This is a genomic window from Microbacterium sp. NPDC079176, assembly GCF_040686675.1.
In the GTDB taxonomy this organism is placed as follows: domain Bacteria; phylum Actinomycetota; class Actinomycetes; order Actinomycetales; family Microbacteriaceae; genus Microbacterium.
The window spans coordinates 333,614-349,403 of the sequence record NZ_JBFBLM010000005.1; the positions used below are offsets into that span (position 1 = coordinate 333,614).

The following is a 15,790-nucleotide window of genomic DNA, read 5'->3' on the forward strand; positions in this document are numbered from 1 at the left end:
ATCGTTGATTTTCGTTCGACCTCTTGTGTTCCAGAAATTGTTCCCGGTAACATCACCGCAGGACATGCGATGCAGGTGTCCTGCAATCACGATCGGACCATGACTGGTCCACCACCGCCGGAGTGACCACCGGCATCTCAACGAGGAGAAGAAATGTCCGCGAAGAAGCGCATTCGCATCGCGTTCGGCCTGGCAGCAGTCGGCGCACTCACCATCGGCCTTGCGGCCTGCTCGACCGGCGACTCGGGCGACGGGGGTGGCGACGGCGACGACGTCACCACGGTCGGCTTCGTGGCCGTCGGTCCCGAGGGCGCATGGCGCGAGGCCAACGAGCAGAACATCCAGGACACCTTCACGGAGGAAGCCGGATACGACCTCAAGTACGCACCCGCCACCAACCTCGACCAGAAGTCGCAGATCGACGCGTTCACGTCGTTCGTCGACGAGGGCGTCGATGTGATCCTGCTCTCGGCCACCGAGGCCTCGGGCTGGGAGGACTCGCTCAAGCGCGCACAGGAGGCGGAGATCCCCGTCATCCTGCTCGACCGCGGCATCGAGCCCGACGACGACAGCCTGTACGTCACCCGCATCGCTCCCGACAACGTCGAGGTCGCGAAGGAGGTCGGCACCTGGGCTGCGGCGACGTTCCCCGACGGAGGCAACTACGTCGTGCTCGAGGGGCCGGCCGGCGTCGGCGTCGTGAACGAGCGCAACACCGGCTTCGACGAGGGCCTCGGCGACTCGTCGCTCACCAAGCTCGACGCGCAGACGGCGAACTGGTCGGCGGAAGAGGGCAAGAGCGTCTTCGAGACGATGCTCAAGTCCTCGAACAACGACATCCAGCTCGTGTTCGCACAGAACGACGAGATGGGTCTCGGCGCTGCGCAGGCCGCTGAGGAAGCCGGCCTGGTGGTGGGCGAGGACGTCAAGATCGCCACGATCGACGGCACGAAGAACGCCATGCAGGCGCTCGCCGACGGCCAGCTCAGCTACGTGCACGAGTACAACCCGCTCTTCGGCGAGACGGCCCTCGAGGTCGTCGAGAAGGCTCTCGCCGGTGAGGACGTCGACTCGTACATCGTCGTCCCCAGCGAGGCGTTCGATTCCGCAGAGGCGGCACAGGCCGTGCTCGCCGACCGCAAGTACTGACCCCGCCGCCGGAGCGATCAGCCAGTGAGCCCGGGCGGTGCCGCAACAGCCGCACCGCCCGGGCTCTTCCGGAGGAGGAGACACCGATGAACGAAGCACTGCCCATCGTCGAGATGCGTGGGATCTCGATCGAGTTCCCTGGCGTGAAAGCCCTCGACAAGGTCGATTTCCGGCTGTTCCAGGGCGAGGTCCACGCGCTCATGGGCGAGAACGGCGCGGGCAAGTCGACCCTGATCAAAGCCCTGACCGGCGTCTACCGGATCGACTCCGGGTCGATCGTCGTCGCCGGGCAGGAGCGCAGCTTCGGCGGCGCCGGCGACGCGCAGGATGCCGGGATCTCGACGGTGTACCAGGAGGTCAACCTCGCCCCCAACCTCTCGATCGGCGAGAACGTGATGCTCGGTCATGAGACGCGAGGTGTGTTCGGCATCAACTGGACGGCCACCCACCGCGCTGCGACCGACGCCCTCTCCCGACTCGGCCTGGGGCACCTCGACACCCGCCGGCCGCTCTCGACCCTCTCGATCGCGCTGCAGCAGCTCGTCGCCATCAGCCGCGCGATGGCGATCAAGGCCAAGGTGCTCATCCTCGACGAGCCGACCTCCAGCCTCGACGCCGCCGAGGTCGAGGGCCTCTTCACCGTGATCCGGGCACTGCGAGACCAGGGGGTCGCGATCCTCTTCGTCTCGCACTTCCTCGATCAGGTCTACGCGATCAGCGACCGCCTGACGGTGCTGCGCAACGGCCTGTACGAGGGTGAGTACCTCACCCGGGACCTCGACCGCCACGCTCTCATCTCGAAGATGATCGGCAAGGACCTCGATGCGCTCAAGTCGCTCGGAGGCAACCGCCGCCGCGCGCCGCGCGAGGCCGATGAGAAGCCGCTGCTCGCGGCATCCGGAATCGCACGACGCGGAGCGGTCGAGGCGACCGACCTCGACATCCGCCCCGGCGAGGTCATCGGCTTCGCCGGGCTGCTCGGCTCCGGGCGCACCGAGCTCGCCCGACTGCTCTACGGCGCCGACCGCACCGACGAAGGCACGATCGAGCTGCATGGACGCCGGGTCGACCTCAAGTCGCCCGCCGATGCGCTGCCTCGTCGGATCGCCTTCTCGACCGAGAACCGCCGCGACGAGGGGATCATCGGAGACCTGACCGTGCGCGAGAACATCATCCTCGCCGTGCAGGCGGAGCGCGGATGGGCGCGTCCCATGAGCCGCAAGGAACAGGATGCGATCGTCGACCGCTACATCGCGCAGTTCAACGTCCGTCCGGCCGACCCCGACCGGATGATCAAGAACCTCTCCGGCGGCAACCAGCAGAAGGTGCTGCTCGGCCGCTGGCTCGCCACGCAGCCCGAGCTGCTGATCCTCGATGAGCCGACCCGCGGCATCGACGTGGGTGCGAAGGCCGAGATCCAGGAGGCGGTGGCCGAGCTCGCCGAAGACGGCGTCGCCGTGGTGTTCATCTCTTCCGAGCTCGAAGAGGTCGTGCGCCTCTCCGAGCGGATCGTCGTGCTGAAGGACCACCGGAAGATCGGCGAGATCCAGAACGGACCGGACGTCACCGCGCAGGTGATCGTCGATGTGATCGCCGCTCACGGAGTCGAGGCCGCTGCCGAGACGCTCGACGACACCGACGGCGCCGTGCCCGATAGCATCGCCCCCACGACCGACAAGGAGGCAGCGCGATGACCGCGTCAGCCGGCACCACCATCTGGCGGGACCTGATCCACAAGCCGTTCTTCTGGGGCATCGTCGCGATCTTCGCGCTGCTCGCCCTGAACGTGATCAAGGACCCGACGTACCTCGCGCTCTCGATCAACCCCAACAACGGCAACCTCGTCGGCAACCTCATCGACATCCTGCGCCAGGCGGCGCCGATCATGATGATCGCGATCGGGATGTCGCTCGTGATCGCCACCGGTGGCATCGACCTCTCGGTCGGATCTCTGATGGCCGTCGCCGGAGCGGTCTCGATGGAGTTCCTCAGCGCCGCAGGCGACTCCTTCGGCGCAGCGCTCGCCGCGGTAGGACTCGCGCTGGTCATCACCGGCATCCTGGGGGCGGTCAACGGCGTCCTCGTCGCCTATGTCGGCCTGCAGCCCTTCATCGCCACGCTCGTGCTCATGCTCGCCGGCCGAGGCATCGCCAAGGTGATCACCGGCGGGCAGAACACGACGGCATCCAACGATGCGTTCCGGTGGATCGCGAACGGCTTCGTGATCGGCATCCCCGTGGTGTTCATCCTCGCGGTGCTGATCGTGATCGCCGTCGGCTGGGTGGTGAGGCGCAGCGCGCTGGGCCTGATGATCGAGGCGATCGGCATCAACCCCCGGGCCAGCCGCATGGCGGGTATCAAGCCGAAGGGACTGCTGCTCACGGCCTACATCATGAGCGGCATCCTCGCCGGGATCGCGGGCATCATGTCGGTCGGCAGCGTCATGACCGTCGACATCTCCCGCACCGGCTACCAGCTCGAGCTCGACGCGATCCTCGCGGTCGTCATCGGCGGCGCATCGCTGGCGGGTGGCAAGTTCTCACTCAGCGGCGCCTTCGTCGGCGCGTTGCTCATCGCGACCCTCGACAAGACCGTGCTGTATCTCGGCGTCTCGTCGTCGGCGACCCCGGCGTTCAAGGCCATCGTGATCGTCGTGCTGTGTCTGCTGCAGTCGCAGCGCGTGCGCAGCTGGTTCCGGACGCGACGCAGAGCCCGCCCGGTCGAACAGATCATCGCGAAAGAAGAGGTGTCCGCATGAGCGTCATGACCGCCCCTCCGGCCCCTCGGGCGACGGAGAGCGTCGCCGACCGTCTGCGACGCATGATCACGGCGAACCCCTCGGTGCTGCCGACGATCGCCTCGGTGGTCATCTTCGTCGGCATGGTGATCTTCGGCGAGGTGGCCTACGGCCGCATCCTGCAGTTCAACACGCTGTCGAACCTGCTCATCAACAATGCGCACCTCATCGTGCTCGCGGTCGCGCTGACCTTCGTGATCCTCACGGGCGGCATCGACCTCTCGGTGGGATCGATCATCGCGGTCTCGTCGGTCGCCGGTGTGATGCTCTCGAACGCCGGCTGGAACGCCTTCGCCGTGATCGTCGCGATGATCGGCATCGGCGTGCTCTTCGGCATCGTCTCGGGAGTGCTGATCCGGTACTTCGACGTGCAGCCCTTCATCGCGACACTGGCGATGATGTTCCTCGGTCGGGGCCTCGCCTCGCTGCTCAGCACCAAGCCCGAGCGGCTGGGTGAGGAGTCGCCGATCCGCTGGATCGGCACCCAGCTGAAGATCATCGACGGCCCGAAGGTCAACGACCTCGTGATCACCCCCGCCGTGCTCATCGCGGTGATCGTCGTGGCCGCCGCGTTCTTCGTTCTGCACCGCACGCGCACCGGCCGCACCGTGTACGCGATCGGAGGATCGGAGAGCTCGGCGCTGCTCATGGGTCTGCCCGTGCAGCGCACCAAGGTGCTCGTCTACGTGATCAGCGGCGGTCTCGCCGGTCTCGCGGCGGTGCTCTACACCGCACGACTCGGCACCGCTCAGAACATCACCGGCATCGGGTGGGAGCTCGACGCGATCGCCGCGGCAGTGATCGGCGGCACCGTGTTGACAGGGGCTTACGGATACGTGCTCGGCTCGGTCGTCGGTGCGCTGGTGCTCGGTCTGATGAACGTGCTCATCACGCGTGACGGAGGCATCCCGCCCGAGATGACGACGATCATCACGGGCGGCATCCTGCTCGTGTTCGTGCTGCTGCAGCGGGCGGTCACCCGAAAACGGGAGTAGCTTCCGCTCCATCGCCTGAATGGCCCCATCTCGCACCGAGGTGGGGCCATTCGCATGTCTGAGCACCCTGAAGGTCCCATCTCGGAACACCGGTATTCGAGCTGCGGATGTCGGTGACGTCCTCATATGAAGACGTAACGTTGTCGTTCGTGACCGATGGCGTGCGATGACGGATGTGGAGACCGACGAGCTGCGCGCCTTCGCGACGAAGGCCGCCAGTCTGCGGGGCGACTTCGGCTCGGCGGTGGTCGCGCAGTCGTCGGGGCTGGGCGCACGCTCGATCACCGCGGCGGTGGCGCGATTCGGCGACGCATGGACGACGGCACTGGGGCGCCGTCTCGCGGACGTCGACATGGTGGCGGAGAACCTGCGGCAGACCGCCGAGGTGTTCGACCGGGGCGATGAGGCGTCGAGCAGCGAACTCGACCAGATGATCTGGGCCGAGAGCGACTACTGATGTCCGAGCTGGGGACGACGAACGACCCGGTCGCGCTGATACCGGGCTCGTATGCCGCGGCGCATACGGTCGCGTCCGCGTGGCGGTCTCGGTCCGAGGCCGCCACTGCCCTTCGGGACGGGTTGCGGGGCCTCGAGGTCGATTCCGCGTGGACGGGGTACCCGTATGAGAAGTACCTCGAGCGGGCGGAATACGTGCGGTCGTCATGGCAGAGGTGCGGCGAGTACTTGATGAGTGGCGCCGCCGCTCTGTCGGCCTATGGCGATGCTCTGCGATGGGCGCAGGACGAAGCCGCACGCGCCATCGACCTGTGGGAGCAGGCCGAAGCAGCGACGATCGCCTCACGCCAGGAGCACCAGGTGAAGGTGCGTGAGCTGGAACGCGACCTTCACCTGCGACACGTCGAACTCGACGTCCCGTTCGTCGACGGCGGCGCGGACCTGCGCGCACAGGCGGTCGACGTCTTGACGAACGCACGGGGTGTGCTGGATCGCTACGCCGTCGACGCTGCCAACGCCATCCACGCAGCGGCGGATGCCGCGCCCCTGCAGACGCCGAAGCAGGCCGAAGGCGCGACGAACTGGGCAGTCGTCCGGGCGATCGGCTCGATCATGTTCGAGACCGCCGTACTCAACCCGGCGATCGAGCAACTGAACTTCATCGCCTCGATGGGCAACGCGCTCATCAACCACCCCGACATCCTCCTCGAACTCCTCGGCGGAGTCGCGCTCGTGGTCGGTGGCGGCACGATGATCGGCGGCGGAGGTGCCCTCGCGATCACCGGAGTTGGAGGCGTCCCCGGTGCCGGCCTCGCCTGGGCCGGCGTGGGTGTCGCGGGCGCAGGCCTCGCCGCTGCCGGGCACGCCGGGACGCGATGGATGAACGAGGCGACCGGGGATGATGCGGTCCGCATCGTGGAGCGCCCGCCACCCCACCCTGAACACGGGGGCCGTGACATCAAGGGCCACTGGAACGGCGACGGGCAACGCCCTTGGGTCGATACCGAGAAGATCGGGTTGGATCGAGTCGCTGACAGACGCAGCGTCGAGGTCATCCACGATAAAGTTCGTGCGACCATCGACGGGTACCGTCACAAGCCCGACGCGACGTCAGATCAACACCGCTACTACGACGGCCTCTACGAGAATGCCGATGGGACCTACACCGGCATCGAGGTCAAGGGCGGCACCGGCAGCCGCGACGCAGCCCAAAAGGGATTCGACAGCACGGTCAGTCCCGAACGCCCCGCGACCGCCACCCTCAACGGCAAGACGATACAGATCACCCGAGTGGTCCTGGAGACTGTGAAATGAGTACACCTACGCATATCGACCAGATCAATGGTGAGAGCCGTGGCCCTTTCGTCGACTACGTCCGCCCGTACCCGGAGCAACTGCGGGCGTCACTGAAGGGCATGAACGGATCCACGTTCTGGTCCTACAGTCTGTGGCGTGCGCCCGAAGGTGCGGACCTCCTCGAGGACATCCCGTTCAGTGAGGAGTACATGCAGTGCGCGGGAACCGCTGAGGCGCTGGCGCTGGAGGTGCGCCGTATCGAGGCCGACGGCACTCCCCACCAGTACGCGATCGGCAAGCCCGGCGGCGACCGCACAGGCGAGCCCACCGAGGTGATCCACTACGACAACGGTCGCCACCGCACCACGGTCTACCCGCACGAGGTCTTCACCGCCGACGAGGCGGCCGTCGTCTTCTACACGTACTTCCTCACCGACGACGTGTCTCAGCCCTACGAGCTCCGCGATCTGCACCTGAGCTGGCCGAAACCTGAATCCGAAGAGGGCGACAGCTGATGCGCATCCGTGTCGAGCACGAACCGCTCGCCCAGTCGATCGCGACGTTGGCCGACACCGCGCAGCATATCCGAGCGCTCCTTGACGACCTGGACGCCGAAGCAACCGGGCTGAGGCGCCTGTGGACCGGGGCCGCCCAAGATGCCTACTCCCGCGCTCACCGCGAATGGAACGAGTGTGCCGGCGACATGCAGACCGCTCTCACCAGCGCCGCCACCGCGGCCGCCCGCGCGCAAGCACGCACTCGCGAGGCCGAGGCTCACGTCGCCGACCTCTGGAGCTGACTCACACCGTCGGAATCCAGACCCGCATGGTCGACGGACCGCGCCGCGCCCAGTCGTGATAGGCGATCAAGGGGGCGTCGACCGTCTCGCCGGTCGAGCGGTGGCGCACCGGCAGCACCACGTGACCGTCGCGCTCGACGGGCTCCCCGGCCGCGATCGCGTCGCCGATGTCGCCGCCGAGGTCGATCGACTCGAGTGCCAGCACCTCGGGGCCGCGTTCGATCGCGACGCTGCCGCGCACGGCATCCACCATCGGATGCGGTGATGTGGTCCTCGCCACGATCGGCAGAGTGAGTTCGACGATGTCGCCGGCGCGGAACGCACGAGCGACTTCGACCGCACCCGGAGGTGCAGGCAGCTCCGTGACCTCATTCCCGCTGTGCACACGCACCGTTGCTCCCGACGCCCACGACGGCACTCGCAGCGTCAGTGTGAACTCGGCATCCTCGGTGATCGTGACGCGAACATCGCCCTTCGCCGGGTAGTCCGTCGAGACATCGAACGCGACGATCCGGCCGTCCGGCAGTGTCGTGCGCACGGTCGACGGTGCGTACTGATGCAGCTGCACGCCGTCATCATCGGCCGTCGCGACATACGCGGAGAGGCTCGCGAACGTGCGCGCCACATTCGGCGGGCAGCACGACACCTCGAACCACGGCGCGCGCAGCGATGACGAGGCGCGCGGCGACGTGGCATCCGGATCCGCCGGGATCCCCGGCGTGCGCTGATGCAGGGTGTTGGCGTAGAAGAACGAGCGCCCGTCGTCACCGGGCGAGGTCGCGACGACGTTGAACAGGGTCCGCTCGATCAGGTCGGCGTACTGCGCCTCACCGGTCGCGAGCAGCAGCCGCCACGAGAACATGATCGACCCGATGCCGGCGCAGGTCTCGGAGTAGGCGCGATCCGGCGGCAGCTCCCAGTCGTCGCCGAAGGCCTCGTCCTGATGGTGCGACCCCTGGCCCCCCGTCACATAGGTGCGGCGTTCGACCGTGCGATCCCACTGCGACCGCAGGGCGTCGAGCAGCGAGTCGTCGGAGAGCTCGGCGGCGACGTCGGCTGCGGCGGAGGACAGGTAGTTCGCCCGCACGGAGTGCCCGCGAAGAGCCTCGGCGTCGCGCACCGACACGTCGTCCTGGAAGTAGCTGCGCCCCCACTCGATCTCGCCGAGCGACCCGCGACCGTGCCGCTCGACGAACAGCGCGGCCTGATCGATGTAACGCTGCTCACCGAGCGCTCGGCCGAGCTCGGCAAGCCCCGCCTCGACCTCGGCATGCCCGCAGATCGCGTCCCGGCCGTCGACGCCGAACTCGCGGCAGACGAGATCCGCGGCGCGCCGAGCGATGTCGATCAGACCGTCGTCGGCATCCGGTCTCGTGCGCACGCGGGCGACGGCCGCCTGGAACAGGTGCCCGAGGCAGTACAGCTCGTGCCCCCACTGCAGCGCAGACCAGCGTTCGTCCTGGCCCTCGCGGCCGAACATCGTGTTGAGGTACCCGTCGGGCTCCTGCGCGGCGGCGACCCGGTCGACGACCCGGCGGAATCGCTGCTCGAGGTCGCTGTCGGCTGCGGCATCCGTCCGCCCGATCTCCCACGCCAGCGCCTCGAGGTACTTGTAGATCTCGGAGTCGGCGAACTCGCGTCCCCGACGCCCGTCCGGCAGCGTGCCGGCGGCGGCGAGGTCGAAGTTGGGCAGCCATCCCTCGGACTCGAGTCGCGACTCGATGTGGCTGAGAGTGGCAGTGCCGTTGACGGCCTGGCGGTCGGCCCAGAACCCTCCGGTGATGCGCACCTCGTCGAGGCCGAGCGGGCGCAGACGCCCGTGCGTGGGAACCACCGGGGCGGCCGGTGCAGTGGTGTCGAACATGGTCATCCCTTGAAGGCGCCGGACATGAAGCCGCGCACGTAGTGTCGTTGCAGGATCAGGAAGAGCAGGATGCAGGGGAGCGCCAGCACGACGACTCCCGCCTCGGTGGCGCCGTAGTCGACGACGCCCTGCACCTGTCCGCGGAGGTTCGCCACCGCGAGCGGCAGCGTCATGCGGTTGGTGTCGTTGATGAGGATCAGCGGTGCCATGAAGTCGTTCCAGGCGGTGAGGAACGCGAACAGCCCGACGGTCACGAGCCCGGGCTTGACGGCAGGGAGCAGCACCCGCCACAGGGCGCCCCAGCTCGAGCATCCGTCGACCATCGCCGCCTCGTCCATCTCCCGCGGGATCGACTCGAACGAGATGCGCATCATGAACATCGAGAACGGCAGCTGGAACATCGTGATCACCAGCGCGACGCCGACCAGCGAGTTCTGCAGGCCGACCGCATTGAGGATCACGTAGAGCGGAATGAGCAGGGTCGCATACGGCACCATCAGGATGGCGAGGGTGAGGAGGAACAGTGCGTTCTTGCCGGGGAACGAGAAGCGCGCGAACGCGTATCCGCCCAGCAGCGAGATGAACAGGGTGAGCGCGACGGTGAGCACCGAGACGAAGAGCGAGTTGCCCAGATACACCCAGATGCCGGCCTGGTATTCGCCGAGGGCCGCGTAGTTGCCGAAGCCCCAGCCGTCGGTCTGGCTGGTGCCGGCCATCGGGCTGACCGACGAGACGCCGGTCCAGATGAGCGGATAGAGGAAGATCACGGCCAGCGCGGTCGTGAACACCCAGTACGGGATGCCGAGGACGACGCGAGCGGCCTTCGAGCGATAGCGCGGCGGGGTCGGCTGATGGTTCGGAGCGACGATCGTGCGCGTCAGCGTCTGGGACATGATTCTCAGCTCTCATCCGTGCGGCGGAACGCGCGCAGTTGGAAGACGTTGATGACGATGAGTGCGAGCAGCACGATCACCGAGAGGGCGCCGGCGATGCCGAGGCTGTTCTGCCCCTGGAATGCGACGTTGTAGATGAGCTGCACGACGGTCATGGTGCTGTTGTCGGGGCCGCCCTTGGTGAGGATGTAGAACTGCTCGAACGCGAGCAGCGACCCGGTCACGCACATCACTGTCGTGAGCGCGAAGGTCGGCTTGAGCAGCGGCACGGTGATGTCGCGGAAGGTCTGCCAGCGGTTCGCGCCGTCGATGCGGGCGGCTTCGTAGACGTCATCCGGGATTCCCTGCAGGCCCACCAGCATCAGCAGCATGTAGAAGCCCGCGTATCGCCAGACGATCAGGAAGATGGTCGACCACAGTGCGCCCTCCGGCGTGCCGAGGAACGTGATGCCCCACGACTTCATGAGGTTCGCGAACGGGCCGGCGATGGGGGAGTACAGCACGTAGAAGAGCAGTGACGCGGATGCCAGGCCGAGCGCGCTGGGGATCAGGAAGGCCGTGCGCAGGAACCCCTTCCAGCGGGTGGACTCCTGCACGAGCAGGGCCAGGCCGAGCCCGAGTCCGATCAGGATCACGGTCGTGATGACGGTGTAGAGCAGGGTGAAGCGGATCGAATCCCAGAAGAGGCGGTGCGTGACGGCATCCGCATAGTTCTCCGGGAAGTTGATTCCCTGGTTGCCGCTCAGCAGGGGCCAGTCCGAGGCCGACATCTGCAGCACCAGCACCAGCGGCACGATGAACAGCAGGGCGACGAAGATCGCCGTGGGGGCCGCGTACAGCCAGCCCTGCACCGGGCCGCCGAAGGCGGTGCGCCGTCTGCGGCGATGCAGCGGGAGTGTGGCCTGGGTCATCACGTTCTCTTTCGATGGGGGACTGACGAGGGGGGATGCGGGGGCGACGCGGCGCGCCGCCCCCGCATGATCACTGCGACAGGATCGCCGTAATCTCCTCGTTGTCGGCGGGCACCGAGTCGTCGCCGTTGAGCACGGCGTTGCGCACCAGGGTGAGCCACGGGCTGCCCGGGGCGTTGAACGCCTGCTGGAAGTTCAGGGCCACCGGGGTGTCGCCCTGGGCTGCGACCTCGTTGATCGTCACCAGTCGGGGATCGGCGGCCGCATACTCGTTGTCGGCCAGGTCTCCGCGGGAGACGGCGTTGCCGTCTTTCGCGAGCACCTCGACCTGGGCGTCCTCGGACATCATCCAGTTGAGGAAGTTCCAGGCCTGCGCGGCCTTCTTCGAGTCCTTCGAGATGCCGATGCCGTCGCCGCCGACGAACGTCGAGGCGCCGCCGTCGACACCGGGGATGCCGGCGACTCCCGCGTCGAACTCGAGCGAGGGGAGCAGCGTCGCGGGGAAAGGCATCACGCCGACCTTGCCCTCGCTGAACGCGGCGGTCCAGGTGGGGCCAGCCTCATCGGTCGAGCTCGGGAGAACCGCACCCGCCTCTTCGAGGCCCGCCCACGTGTCGTAGACGGCCTGAGCCGAGTCGCCGTCGAGCAGGGACTCGGTGCCGTCGTCGCTCATGACCTCGTCGCCCGATGCCCAGATGGAGGGGAACCAGGTGAAGACCAGGCATCCGCCGCAGTTGAGGCCGGTCGCGGTGCCGTAGGTGTCCGGCTTGTTCAGCGCCTGCACGGCCATGGCCGCTTCGGCGAACTCTTCGAGCGTGGCGGGCGCCTTCTCGGGGTCGAGGCCGGCCTCGGCGAAGAGCTCCTTGTTCCAGAAGAGCATCGAGAGGTCGAGGGCGAACGGCAGCACGTACTCGGCGCCGTCGACGGTGCCGGCCGACAGGTGCCCGGGGTTGATCTCGTCCTTGAAGTCGAGGGCGTCGATCTGCTCGGACATGTCCTGGAACAGGCCCTGCTGTGCCCAGTTCGGCACGTAGACGATGTCGGCGGCGAAGAGGTCGGGCAGGCCGCTCGACCCTGCGGCGGCGCCGACCTTCGCGACGTAGTCGTCGTTGGGCACGACTGTCAGCTCGACCTGGTTCTCGTGGCTGTCGTTGTAGGCGTCGACCAGCAGCTTGGCCTGGCGCTCGATCGGCGCGCGGGTCCACAGTGTCAGGGTCGTGCCGTCGTCGGTGCCTTCGGCGGGGATGGGCTCGTCGGAGGCGGCGTCATCGCCGGCGGGTGCGCAGGCGGCGAGTCCGCCGACGAGCAGGCCGGCCGCGATGACGGCGGCTGCTGCCCGACGTGCGGCGTGGGTGCGAATGGTGTTCATGGGCGGGGGCTCCTCTGGGCTCGTCCTCGAGCGGGTGCGGTGTGGCGCTTCGGCAGTGCAGCGCCGGGAGTGGAGATGAGGGTGAAGATCAGGTTCTTCGAAAGTTACGAAAACCCTTTCGAAAAGGTATAGCGTGGTTTCGGAGGGCGCGTCAACCCTCGTTCCGATAACCTTTCAGCACGAAGGAGTGGGATGACGGATACGACTGGAGCACGAGCTGCGACCCTCAGTGACGTCGCCGCGCGCGCCGGAGTCTCGATCTCGACCGCATCCAAGGCGCTGAACGATCGGGGCGACGTATCGGTCGCCACCCGCGCCAAGGTGCGCGCGATCGCCGAGGAGCTGTCCTTCACCCCCAATGCCATGGCGCGAGGACTCCTCGCCGGGCGCACCGGCACGGTCGGCCTTCTCACCAGCGACCTCGAGGGCCGCTTCATGCTGCCGATCCTCATGGGCGCGGAGGATGCGTTCGGCGCAGGTCGCATCAACGTCTTCCTGTGCGATGCGCGAGGTGACGCGATCCGTGAGCAGCACCACCTGAAGGAGCTGCTGAGCCGCAGGGTCGACGGCATCATCGTCGTCGGCCGTCAGACGGATCCGCGCCCCTCGCTCGGGCAGGAGATCCCCGTGCCCGTGGTCTACGCGTACGCCCCCTCGGATGACCCGCGCGACCTCTCATTGACCCCCGACAACTACGCGGGCGGGCGTCTCGCGATCGAGCACCTGTTGGCCTGCGGACGTCGGCGCATCGCGCACATCTCGGGCGACCCGACCTATGCCGCAGCCCAAGACCGCCTCGCCGGCGCCAGAGCGGCACTTGGCGAGGCGGGTCTCGAACTCGTGGGCGAGCCCATGTTCTCGGAGTGGACCGAGCACTGGGGTCGGGATGCCGCGGCGATGCTGCTGCAGCGGCATCCGGACATCGACGCCGTGTTCTGCGGATCCGACCAGATCGCTCGCGGTGTGCTCGACTCGGCCCGCGATCTCGGCCGCACCGTGCCGGACGACCTCGCGGTGATCGGCTACGACAACTGGGAAGTGCTCGCGACCAACGCCCGGCCCGAGCTCACCAGCATCGACGCGAACCTGCAGCAGCTCGGTCGTCAGGCGGCGCTGCGGGTGTTCGATGCGATCGACGGCATCGACATCGGCGAAGGCGCGCACCACCTGCCGGTGCGGCTCGTGATCCGCGGATCGACCATCGCCCGGCGCTGAGGGGCGCTCGCGCGTGCCGGAGTTAGTTCAGGCGTGGTCGCGCCAGGAGTGCTGCGGATCGAACCCGAGCACGCGGCGGGCCTTGTCGATCGACAGCAGCGTCTCGTTCGGGCCGAACTCGCGGGCGACCGGCACATCGGGGAAGACCTCGGCGAGCAGCTCGGCGTTCGGACGCGTCATCACCGTGTCGGCCGCCGCGATGATGAAGTTGTCGAACCCGGGTGCCGCCACCTCGAGCGCACGCTCCACCGCCTGCGCACCGTCGCGTGCGTCGATGTACCCCCAGAGGTTCCACTTACGGCGCAGCGCATCGGCGTCGAAGTCGGGGAACTCGGCGTAGTCCTCGGGGTTCATCACGTTCGAGAACCGCAGTGCGGTGATCGACAGGTCGGGATCCCAGCGCACGAGCTCCCTCGCCAGCTGCTCCTCGAGGGTCTTCACGAGCGAGTAGACCGACTCGGGGCGGGCGGGGTAGTCCTCGTCGACCGGCACGTAGGGCGGCGGCACGTCGAATGGCAGGCCCAGCACGGTCTCGCTCGAGGCGTAGACGACACGGCGGATGCCGAGGCGCACCGCCGCCCAGAAGACGTTGAACGTGGCGGGCATGTTGTTGTGGAAGGTGGCGACGTCGCTGCGGATGCCGGGCGCCGGGATGGCGCCGAGATGCACCACGGCGTCGATGCCGTCGTGCCGGTCGCCGACGGCCGTGAAAGCATCCACGACCTGGCCGTAGTCCGTGAGGTCCACCTGCACGAAGTCAGGGCCGCGGGTGCCTGAGACGTCCATGCCGATGACCTCGTGTCCGTGAGCGCGGAGCTCCCGCGCGACGACGCTGCCGAGCTTGCCCGATGATCCGGTGAGTGCGATGCGCATGTCACCAGAGTGGCACGAAGACGAGGCGCCGGGGCCGCTCGGCATACACTCGTCGGCGTGAGTGACACGAGCAGCGAGCCCCGCCGCACCGTCGGCGTGCGCGACGTCGCCGTGCGCGCAGGGGTGTCTCGGCAGACGGTGTCGCGCGTGCTCAACGACCACCCCGAGGTCGCCGCCGAGACTCGAGAACGCGTCATCGCCGCCATGGCGGAACTCGGCTACCGCATGAACAACGCGGCCAGAGCGCTGGGCACCCGCCGCTCCCGCACGCTCGGGGTGCTCGCCACCGACGCACTGCACTATGGCCCGTCGCGCAGCATCGCAGCGCTCGAGGCGTCGGCCCGCGAGGTCGGCTACTGGCTGAGTGCGGCCTTCGCGGATGCGGGGGACACGGATGCCGTGGTCGCCGCGGTCGACCACCTCGTCATGCAGGGAGTCGAGGGCATCGTCGTCGTCGCGCCTCACGCCCACACCCTCGACGCGCTCGACTCGGTGCGCATCGGCGTGCCCGTCGTCACCCTGCACGCAGCCGATCGCGGCGCACGCGGCCTCTCGGTCGATCAGGAGGCCGGGGCTCGACTCGCCGTCGCGGCACTCGCCGACGCCGGGCACACACGCATCGCGCACCTCGCCGGCCCCGCCGACTGGCTCGAGGCCGAGTCCCGCGCTGAGGGGTTCCGGGTCGAGCTCGCCGCACGAGGACTCGCCGCCGGACCGGTCATCGAGGGCGACTGGACCGCCGGCTCGGGCTATGCAGCGGCTCGCGCCGTGCGCGACTCGGGTGTGACGGCGGTATTCGCGGCGAACGACCAGATGGCCCTCGGTCTGCTCGGCGGTCTGCAGGAAGTCGGGCTCTCGGTGCCCGCAGACATCAGTGTCGTCGGGTTCGACGACACTCCGGATGCCGCCTACTACTGGCCGAAGCTCACGACCGTGCGGCAGGACTTCTCGGAATTGGCGCGTCGTGCGGTGGCGGCGGTGCTGGCGGGCAGTGCCGGAGCCGCGGCATCCGACCTCGCGCCGGTGGCACCCGTGCTCGTGACCCGCGATTCGGTGGCGCCGCCGCGCTGAAACGGCGCCAGGGTGTGTGCCGGCGCGCTGCGGGGTCAGTTCTGCATGTGCGGCGCGATGCGGGGTCAGTTCTGCACGTGAATACGCCGTATCCGATGCGAA

At 68.0% G+C, this 15,790-nt stretch carries 15 protein-coding genes; 10 read left to right on the forward strand and 5 right to left on the reverse strand.

The window, feature by feature from the left end:
- Positions 1 to 153: 153 nt before the first annotated feature.
- The 8 genes from AB0P11_RS14640 to AB0P11_RS14675 all read left to right on the forward strand — a co-directional run bounded on the left by AB0P11_RS14640 (position 154) and on the right by AB0P11_RS14675 (position 7,492).
- Entirely contained in the window at positions 154 to 1,149 is a 996-nt protein-coding gene (locus AB0P11_RS14640) for a substrate-binding domain-containing protein (protein ID WP_053097901.1), read from the forward strand.
- A gap of 86 nt (positions 1,150 to 1,235) precedes the next feature.
- Entirely contained in the window at positions 1,236 to 2,843 is a 1,608-nt protein-coding gene (locus AB0P11_RS14645) for a sugar ABC transporter ATP-binding protein (protein ID WP_053097899.1), read from the forward strand.
- On the forward strand, positions 2,840 to 3,907 hold the full coding sequence (locus tag AB0P11_RS14650; RefSeq protein WP_053097897.1) for an ABC transporter permease: 1,068 nt from the start codon (positions 2,840 to 2,842) through the stop codon (positions 3,905 to 3,907). Before AB0P11_RS14645 ends, AB0P11_RS14650 begins: the two co-directional genes overlap by 4 nt.
- On the forward strand, positions 3,904 to 4,941 hold the full coding sequence (locus AB0P11_RS14655; protein WP_082297904.1) for a sugar ABC transporter permease: 1,038 nt from the start codon (positions 3,904 to 3,906) through the stop codon (positions 4,939 to 4,941). Before AB0P11_RS14650 ends, AB0P11_RS14655 begins: the two co-directional genes overlap by 4 nt.
- A 166-nt stretch (positions 4,942 to 5,107) precedes the next feature.
- A complete protein-coding gene (locus AB0P11_RS14660; protein WP_053097891.1) occupies positions 5,108 to 5,398 on the forward strand; it encodes a type VII secretion target in 291 nt (96 codons plus the stop codon).
- Entirely contained in the window at positions 5,398 to 6,711 is a 1,314-nt protein-coding gene (locus tag AB0P11_RS14665; protein ID WP_363522678.1) for a putative T7SS-secreted protein, read from the forward strand. Before AB0P11_RS14660 ends, AB0P11_RS14665 begins: the two co-directional genes overlap by 1 nt.
- Positions 6,708 to 7,208, forward strand: coding sequence for a hypothetical protein (locus tag AB0P11_RS14670; protein ID WP_363522680.1), 501 nt, complete (start codon positions 6,708 to 6,710; stop codon positions 7,206 to 7,208). The genes AB0P11_RS14665 and AB0P11_RS14670 overlap by 4 nt, the downstream gene beginning before the upstream one ends.
- A complete protein-coding gene (locus AB0P11_RS14675) occupies positions 7,208 to 7,492 on the forward strand; it encodes a WXG100 family type VII secretion target (RefSeq protein ID WP_285363424.1) in 285 nt (94 codons plus the stop codon). The genes AB0P11_RS14670 and AB0P11_RS14675 overlap by 1 nt, the downstream gene beginning before the upstream one ends.
- 1 nt (position 7,493) lies before the next feature.
- Here AB0P11_RS14675 and AB0P11_RS14680 read toward each other — a convergent pair whose 3' ends face one another.
- The 4 genes from AB0P11_RS14680 to AB0P11_RS14695 all read right to left on the reverse strand — a co-directional run bounded on the left by AB0P11_RS14680 (position 7,494) and on the right by AB0P11_RS14695 (position 12,529).
- Complete coding sequence (locus AB0P11_RS14680; protein WP_363522682.1) at positions 7,494 to 9,356, reverse strand: beta-L-arabinofuranosidase domain-containing protein; 1,863 nt, start codon at positions 9,354 to 9,356, stop codon at positions 7,494 to 7,496.
- 2 nt (positions 9,357 to 9,358) lie between these two features.
- Entirely contained in the window at positions 9,359 to 10,249 is an 891-nt protein-coding gene (locus tag AB0P11_RS14685) for a carbohydrate ABC transporter permease (RefSeq protein ID WP_082297903.1), read from the reverse strand.
- 5 nt (positions 10,250 to 10,254) lie between these two features.
- Positions 10,255 to 11,160, reverse strand: coding sequence for a sugar ABC transporter permease (locus AB0P11_RS14690; protein WP_053097880.1), 906 nt, complete (start codon positions 11,158 to 11,160; stop codon positions 10,255 to 10,257).
- 70 nt (positions 11,161 to 11,230) lie between these two features.
- The gene (locus AB0P11_RS14695; RefSeq protein ID WP_072591962.1) at positions 11,231 to 12,529 is read right to left on the reverse strand and encodes a sugar ABC transporter substrate-binding protein; all 1,299 of its coding nucleotides are present in this window, start codon (positions 12,527 to 12,529) and stop codon (positions 11,231 to 11,233) included.
- Positions 12,530 to 12,721: 192 nt separating this feature from the next.
- Here AB0P11_RS14695 and AB0P11_RS14700 point away from each other — a divergent pair, with 192 nt between their 5' ends.
- Positions 12,722 to 13,744 (forward strand): LacI family DNA-binding transcriptional regulator, encoded by a 1,023-nt coding sequence (locus tag AB0P11_RS14700; RefSeq protein ID WP_053097877.1) that lies wholly within the window; start codon positions 12,722 to 12,724, stop codon positions 13,742 to 13,744.
- 27 nt (positions 13,745 to 13,771) lie between these two features.
- Here AB0P11_RS14700 and AB0P11_RS14705 read toward each other — a convergent pair whose 3' ends face one another.
- The gene (locus AB0P11_RS14705; RefSeq protein WP_363522685.1) at positions 13,772 to 14,617 is read right to left on the reverse strand and encodes an NAD(P)-dependent oxidoreductase; all 846 of its coding nucleotides are present in this window, start codon (positions 14,615 to 14,617) and stop codon (positions 13,772 to 13,774) included.
- Between the two features lie 57 nt (positions 14,618 to 14,674).
- Between AB0P11_RS14705 and AB0P11_RS14710 the strand changes: the two genes are divergently transcribed.
- Positions 14,675 to 15,688 carry a LacI family DNA-binding transcriptional regulator gene (locus tag AB0P11_RS14710; RefSeq protein WP_285363426.1) on the forward strand — a complete coding sequence of 338 codons (1,014 nt, stop codon included), beginning with the start codon at positions 14,675 to 14,677 and terminating at the stop codon, positions 15,686 to 15,688.
- Positions 15,689 to 15,790 lie beyond the last annotated feature (102 nt).

Excerpts from the sequence above, each read along its gene's own strand:
- AB0P11_RS14650 (WP_053097897.1), top strand. The coding sequence starts at position 2,840 with ATGACCGCGTCAGCCGGCACCACCATCTGGCGGGACCTGATCCACAAG.
- AB0P11_RS14695 (WP_072591962.1), bottom strand. The coding sequence starts at position 12,529 with ATGAACACCATTCGCACCCACGCCGCACGTCGGGCAGCAGCCGCCGTC.
- AB0P11_RS14705 (WP_363522685.1), bottom strand. The coding sequence starts at position 14,617 with ATGCGCATCGCACTCACCGGATCATCGGGCAAGCTCGGCAGCGTCGTC.
- AB0P11_RS14660 (WP_053097891.1), top strand. The coding sequence starts at position 5,108 with ATGACGGATGTGGAGACCGACGAGCTGCGCGCCTTCGCGACGAAGGCC.
- AB0P11_RS14680 (WP_363522682.1), bottom strand. The coding sequence starts at position 9,356 with ATGTTCGACACCACTGCACCGGCCGCCCCGGTGGTTCCCACGCACGGG.
- AB0P11_RS14685 (WP_082297903.1), bottom strand. The coding sequence starts at position 10,249 with ATGTCCCAGACGCTGACGCGCACGATCGTCGCTCCGAACCATCAGCCG.
- AB0P11_RS14670 (WP_363522680.1), top strand. The coding sequence starts at position 6,708 with ATGAGTACACCTACGCATATCGACCAGATCAATGGTGAGAGCCGTGGC.
- AB0P11_RS14640 (WP_053097901.1), top strand. The coding sequence starts at position 154 with ATGTCCGCGAAGAAGCGCATTCGCATCGCGTTCGGCCTGGCAGCAGTC.
- AB0P11_RS14665 (WP_363522678.1), top strand. The coding sequence starts at position 5,398 with ATGTCCGAGCTGGGGACGACGAACGACCCGGTCGCGCTGATACCGGGC.
- AB0P11_RS14690 (WP_053097880.1), bottom strand. The coding sequence starts at position 11,160 with ATGACCCAGGCCACACTCCCGCTGCATCGCCGCAGACGGCGCACCGCC.
- AB0P11_RS14675 (WP_285363424.1), top strand. The coding sequence starts at position 7,208 with ATGCGCATCCGTGTCGAGCACGAACCGCTCGCCCAGTCGATCGCGACG.
- AB0P11_RS14645 (WP_053097899.1), top strand. The coding sequence starts at position 1,236 with ATGAACGAAGCACTGCCCATCGTCGAGATGCGTGGGATCTCGATCGAG.
- AB0P11_RS14700 (WP_053097877.1), top strand. The coding sequence starts at position 12,722 with ATGACGGATACGACTGGAGCACGAGCTGCGACCCTCAGTGACGTCGCC.
- AB0P11_RS14655 (WP_082297904.1), top strand. The coding sequence starts at position 3,904 with ATGAGCGTCATGACCGCCCCTCCGGCCCCTCGGGCGACGGAGAGCGTC.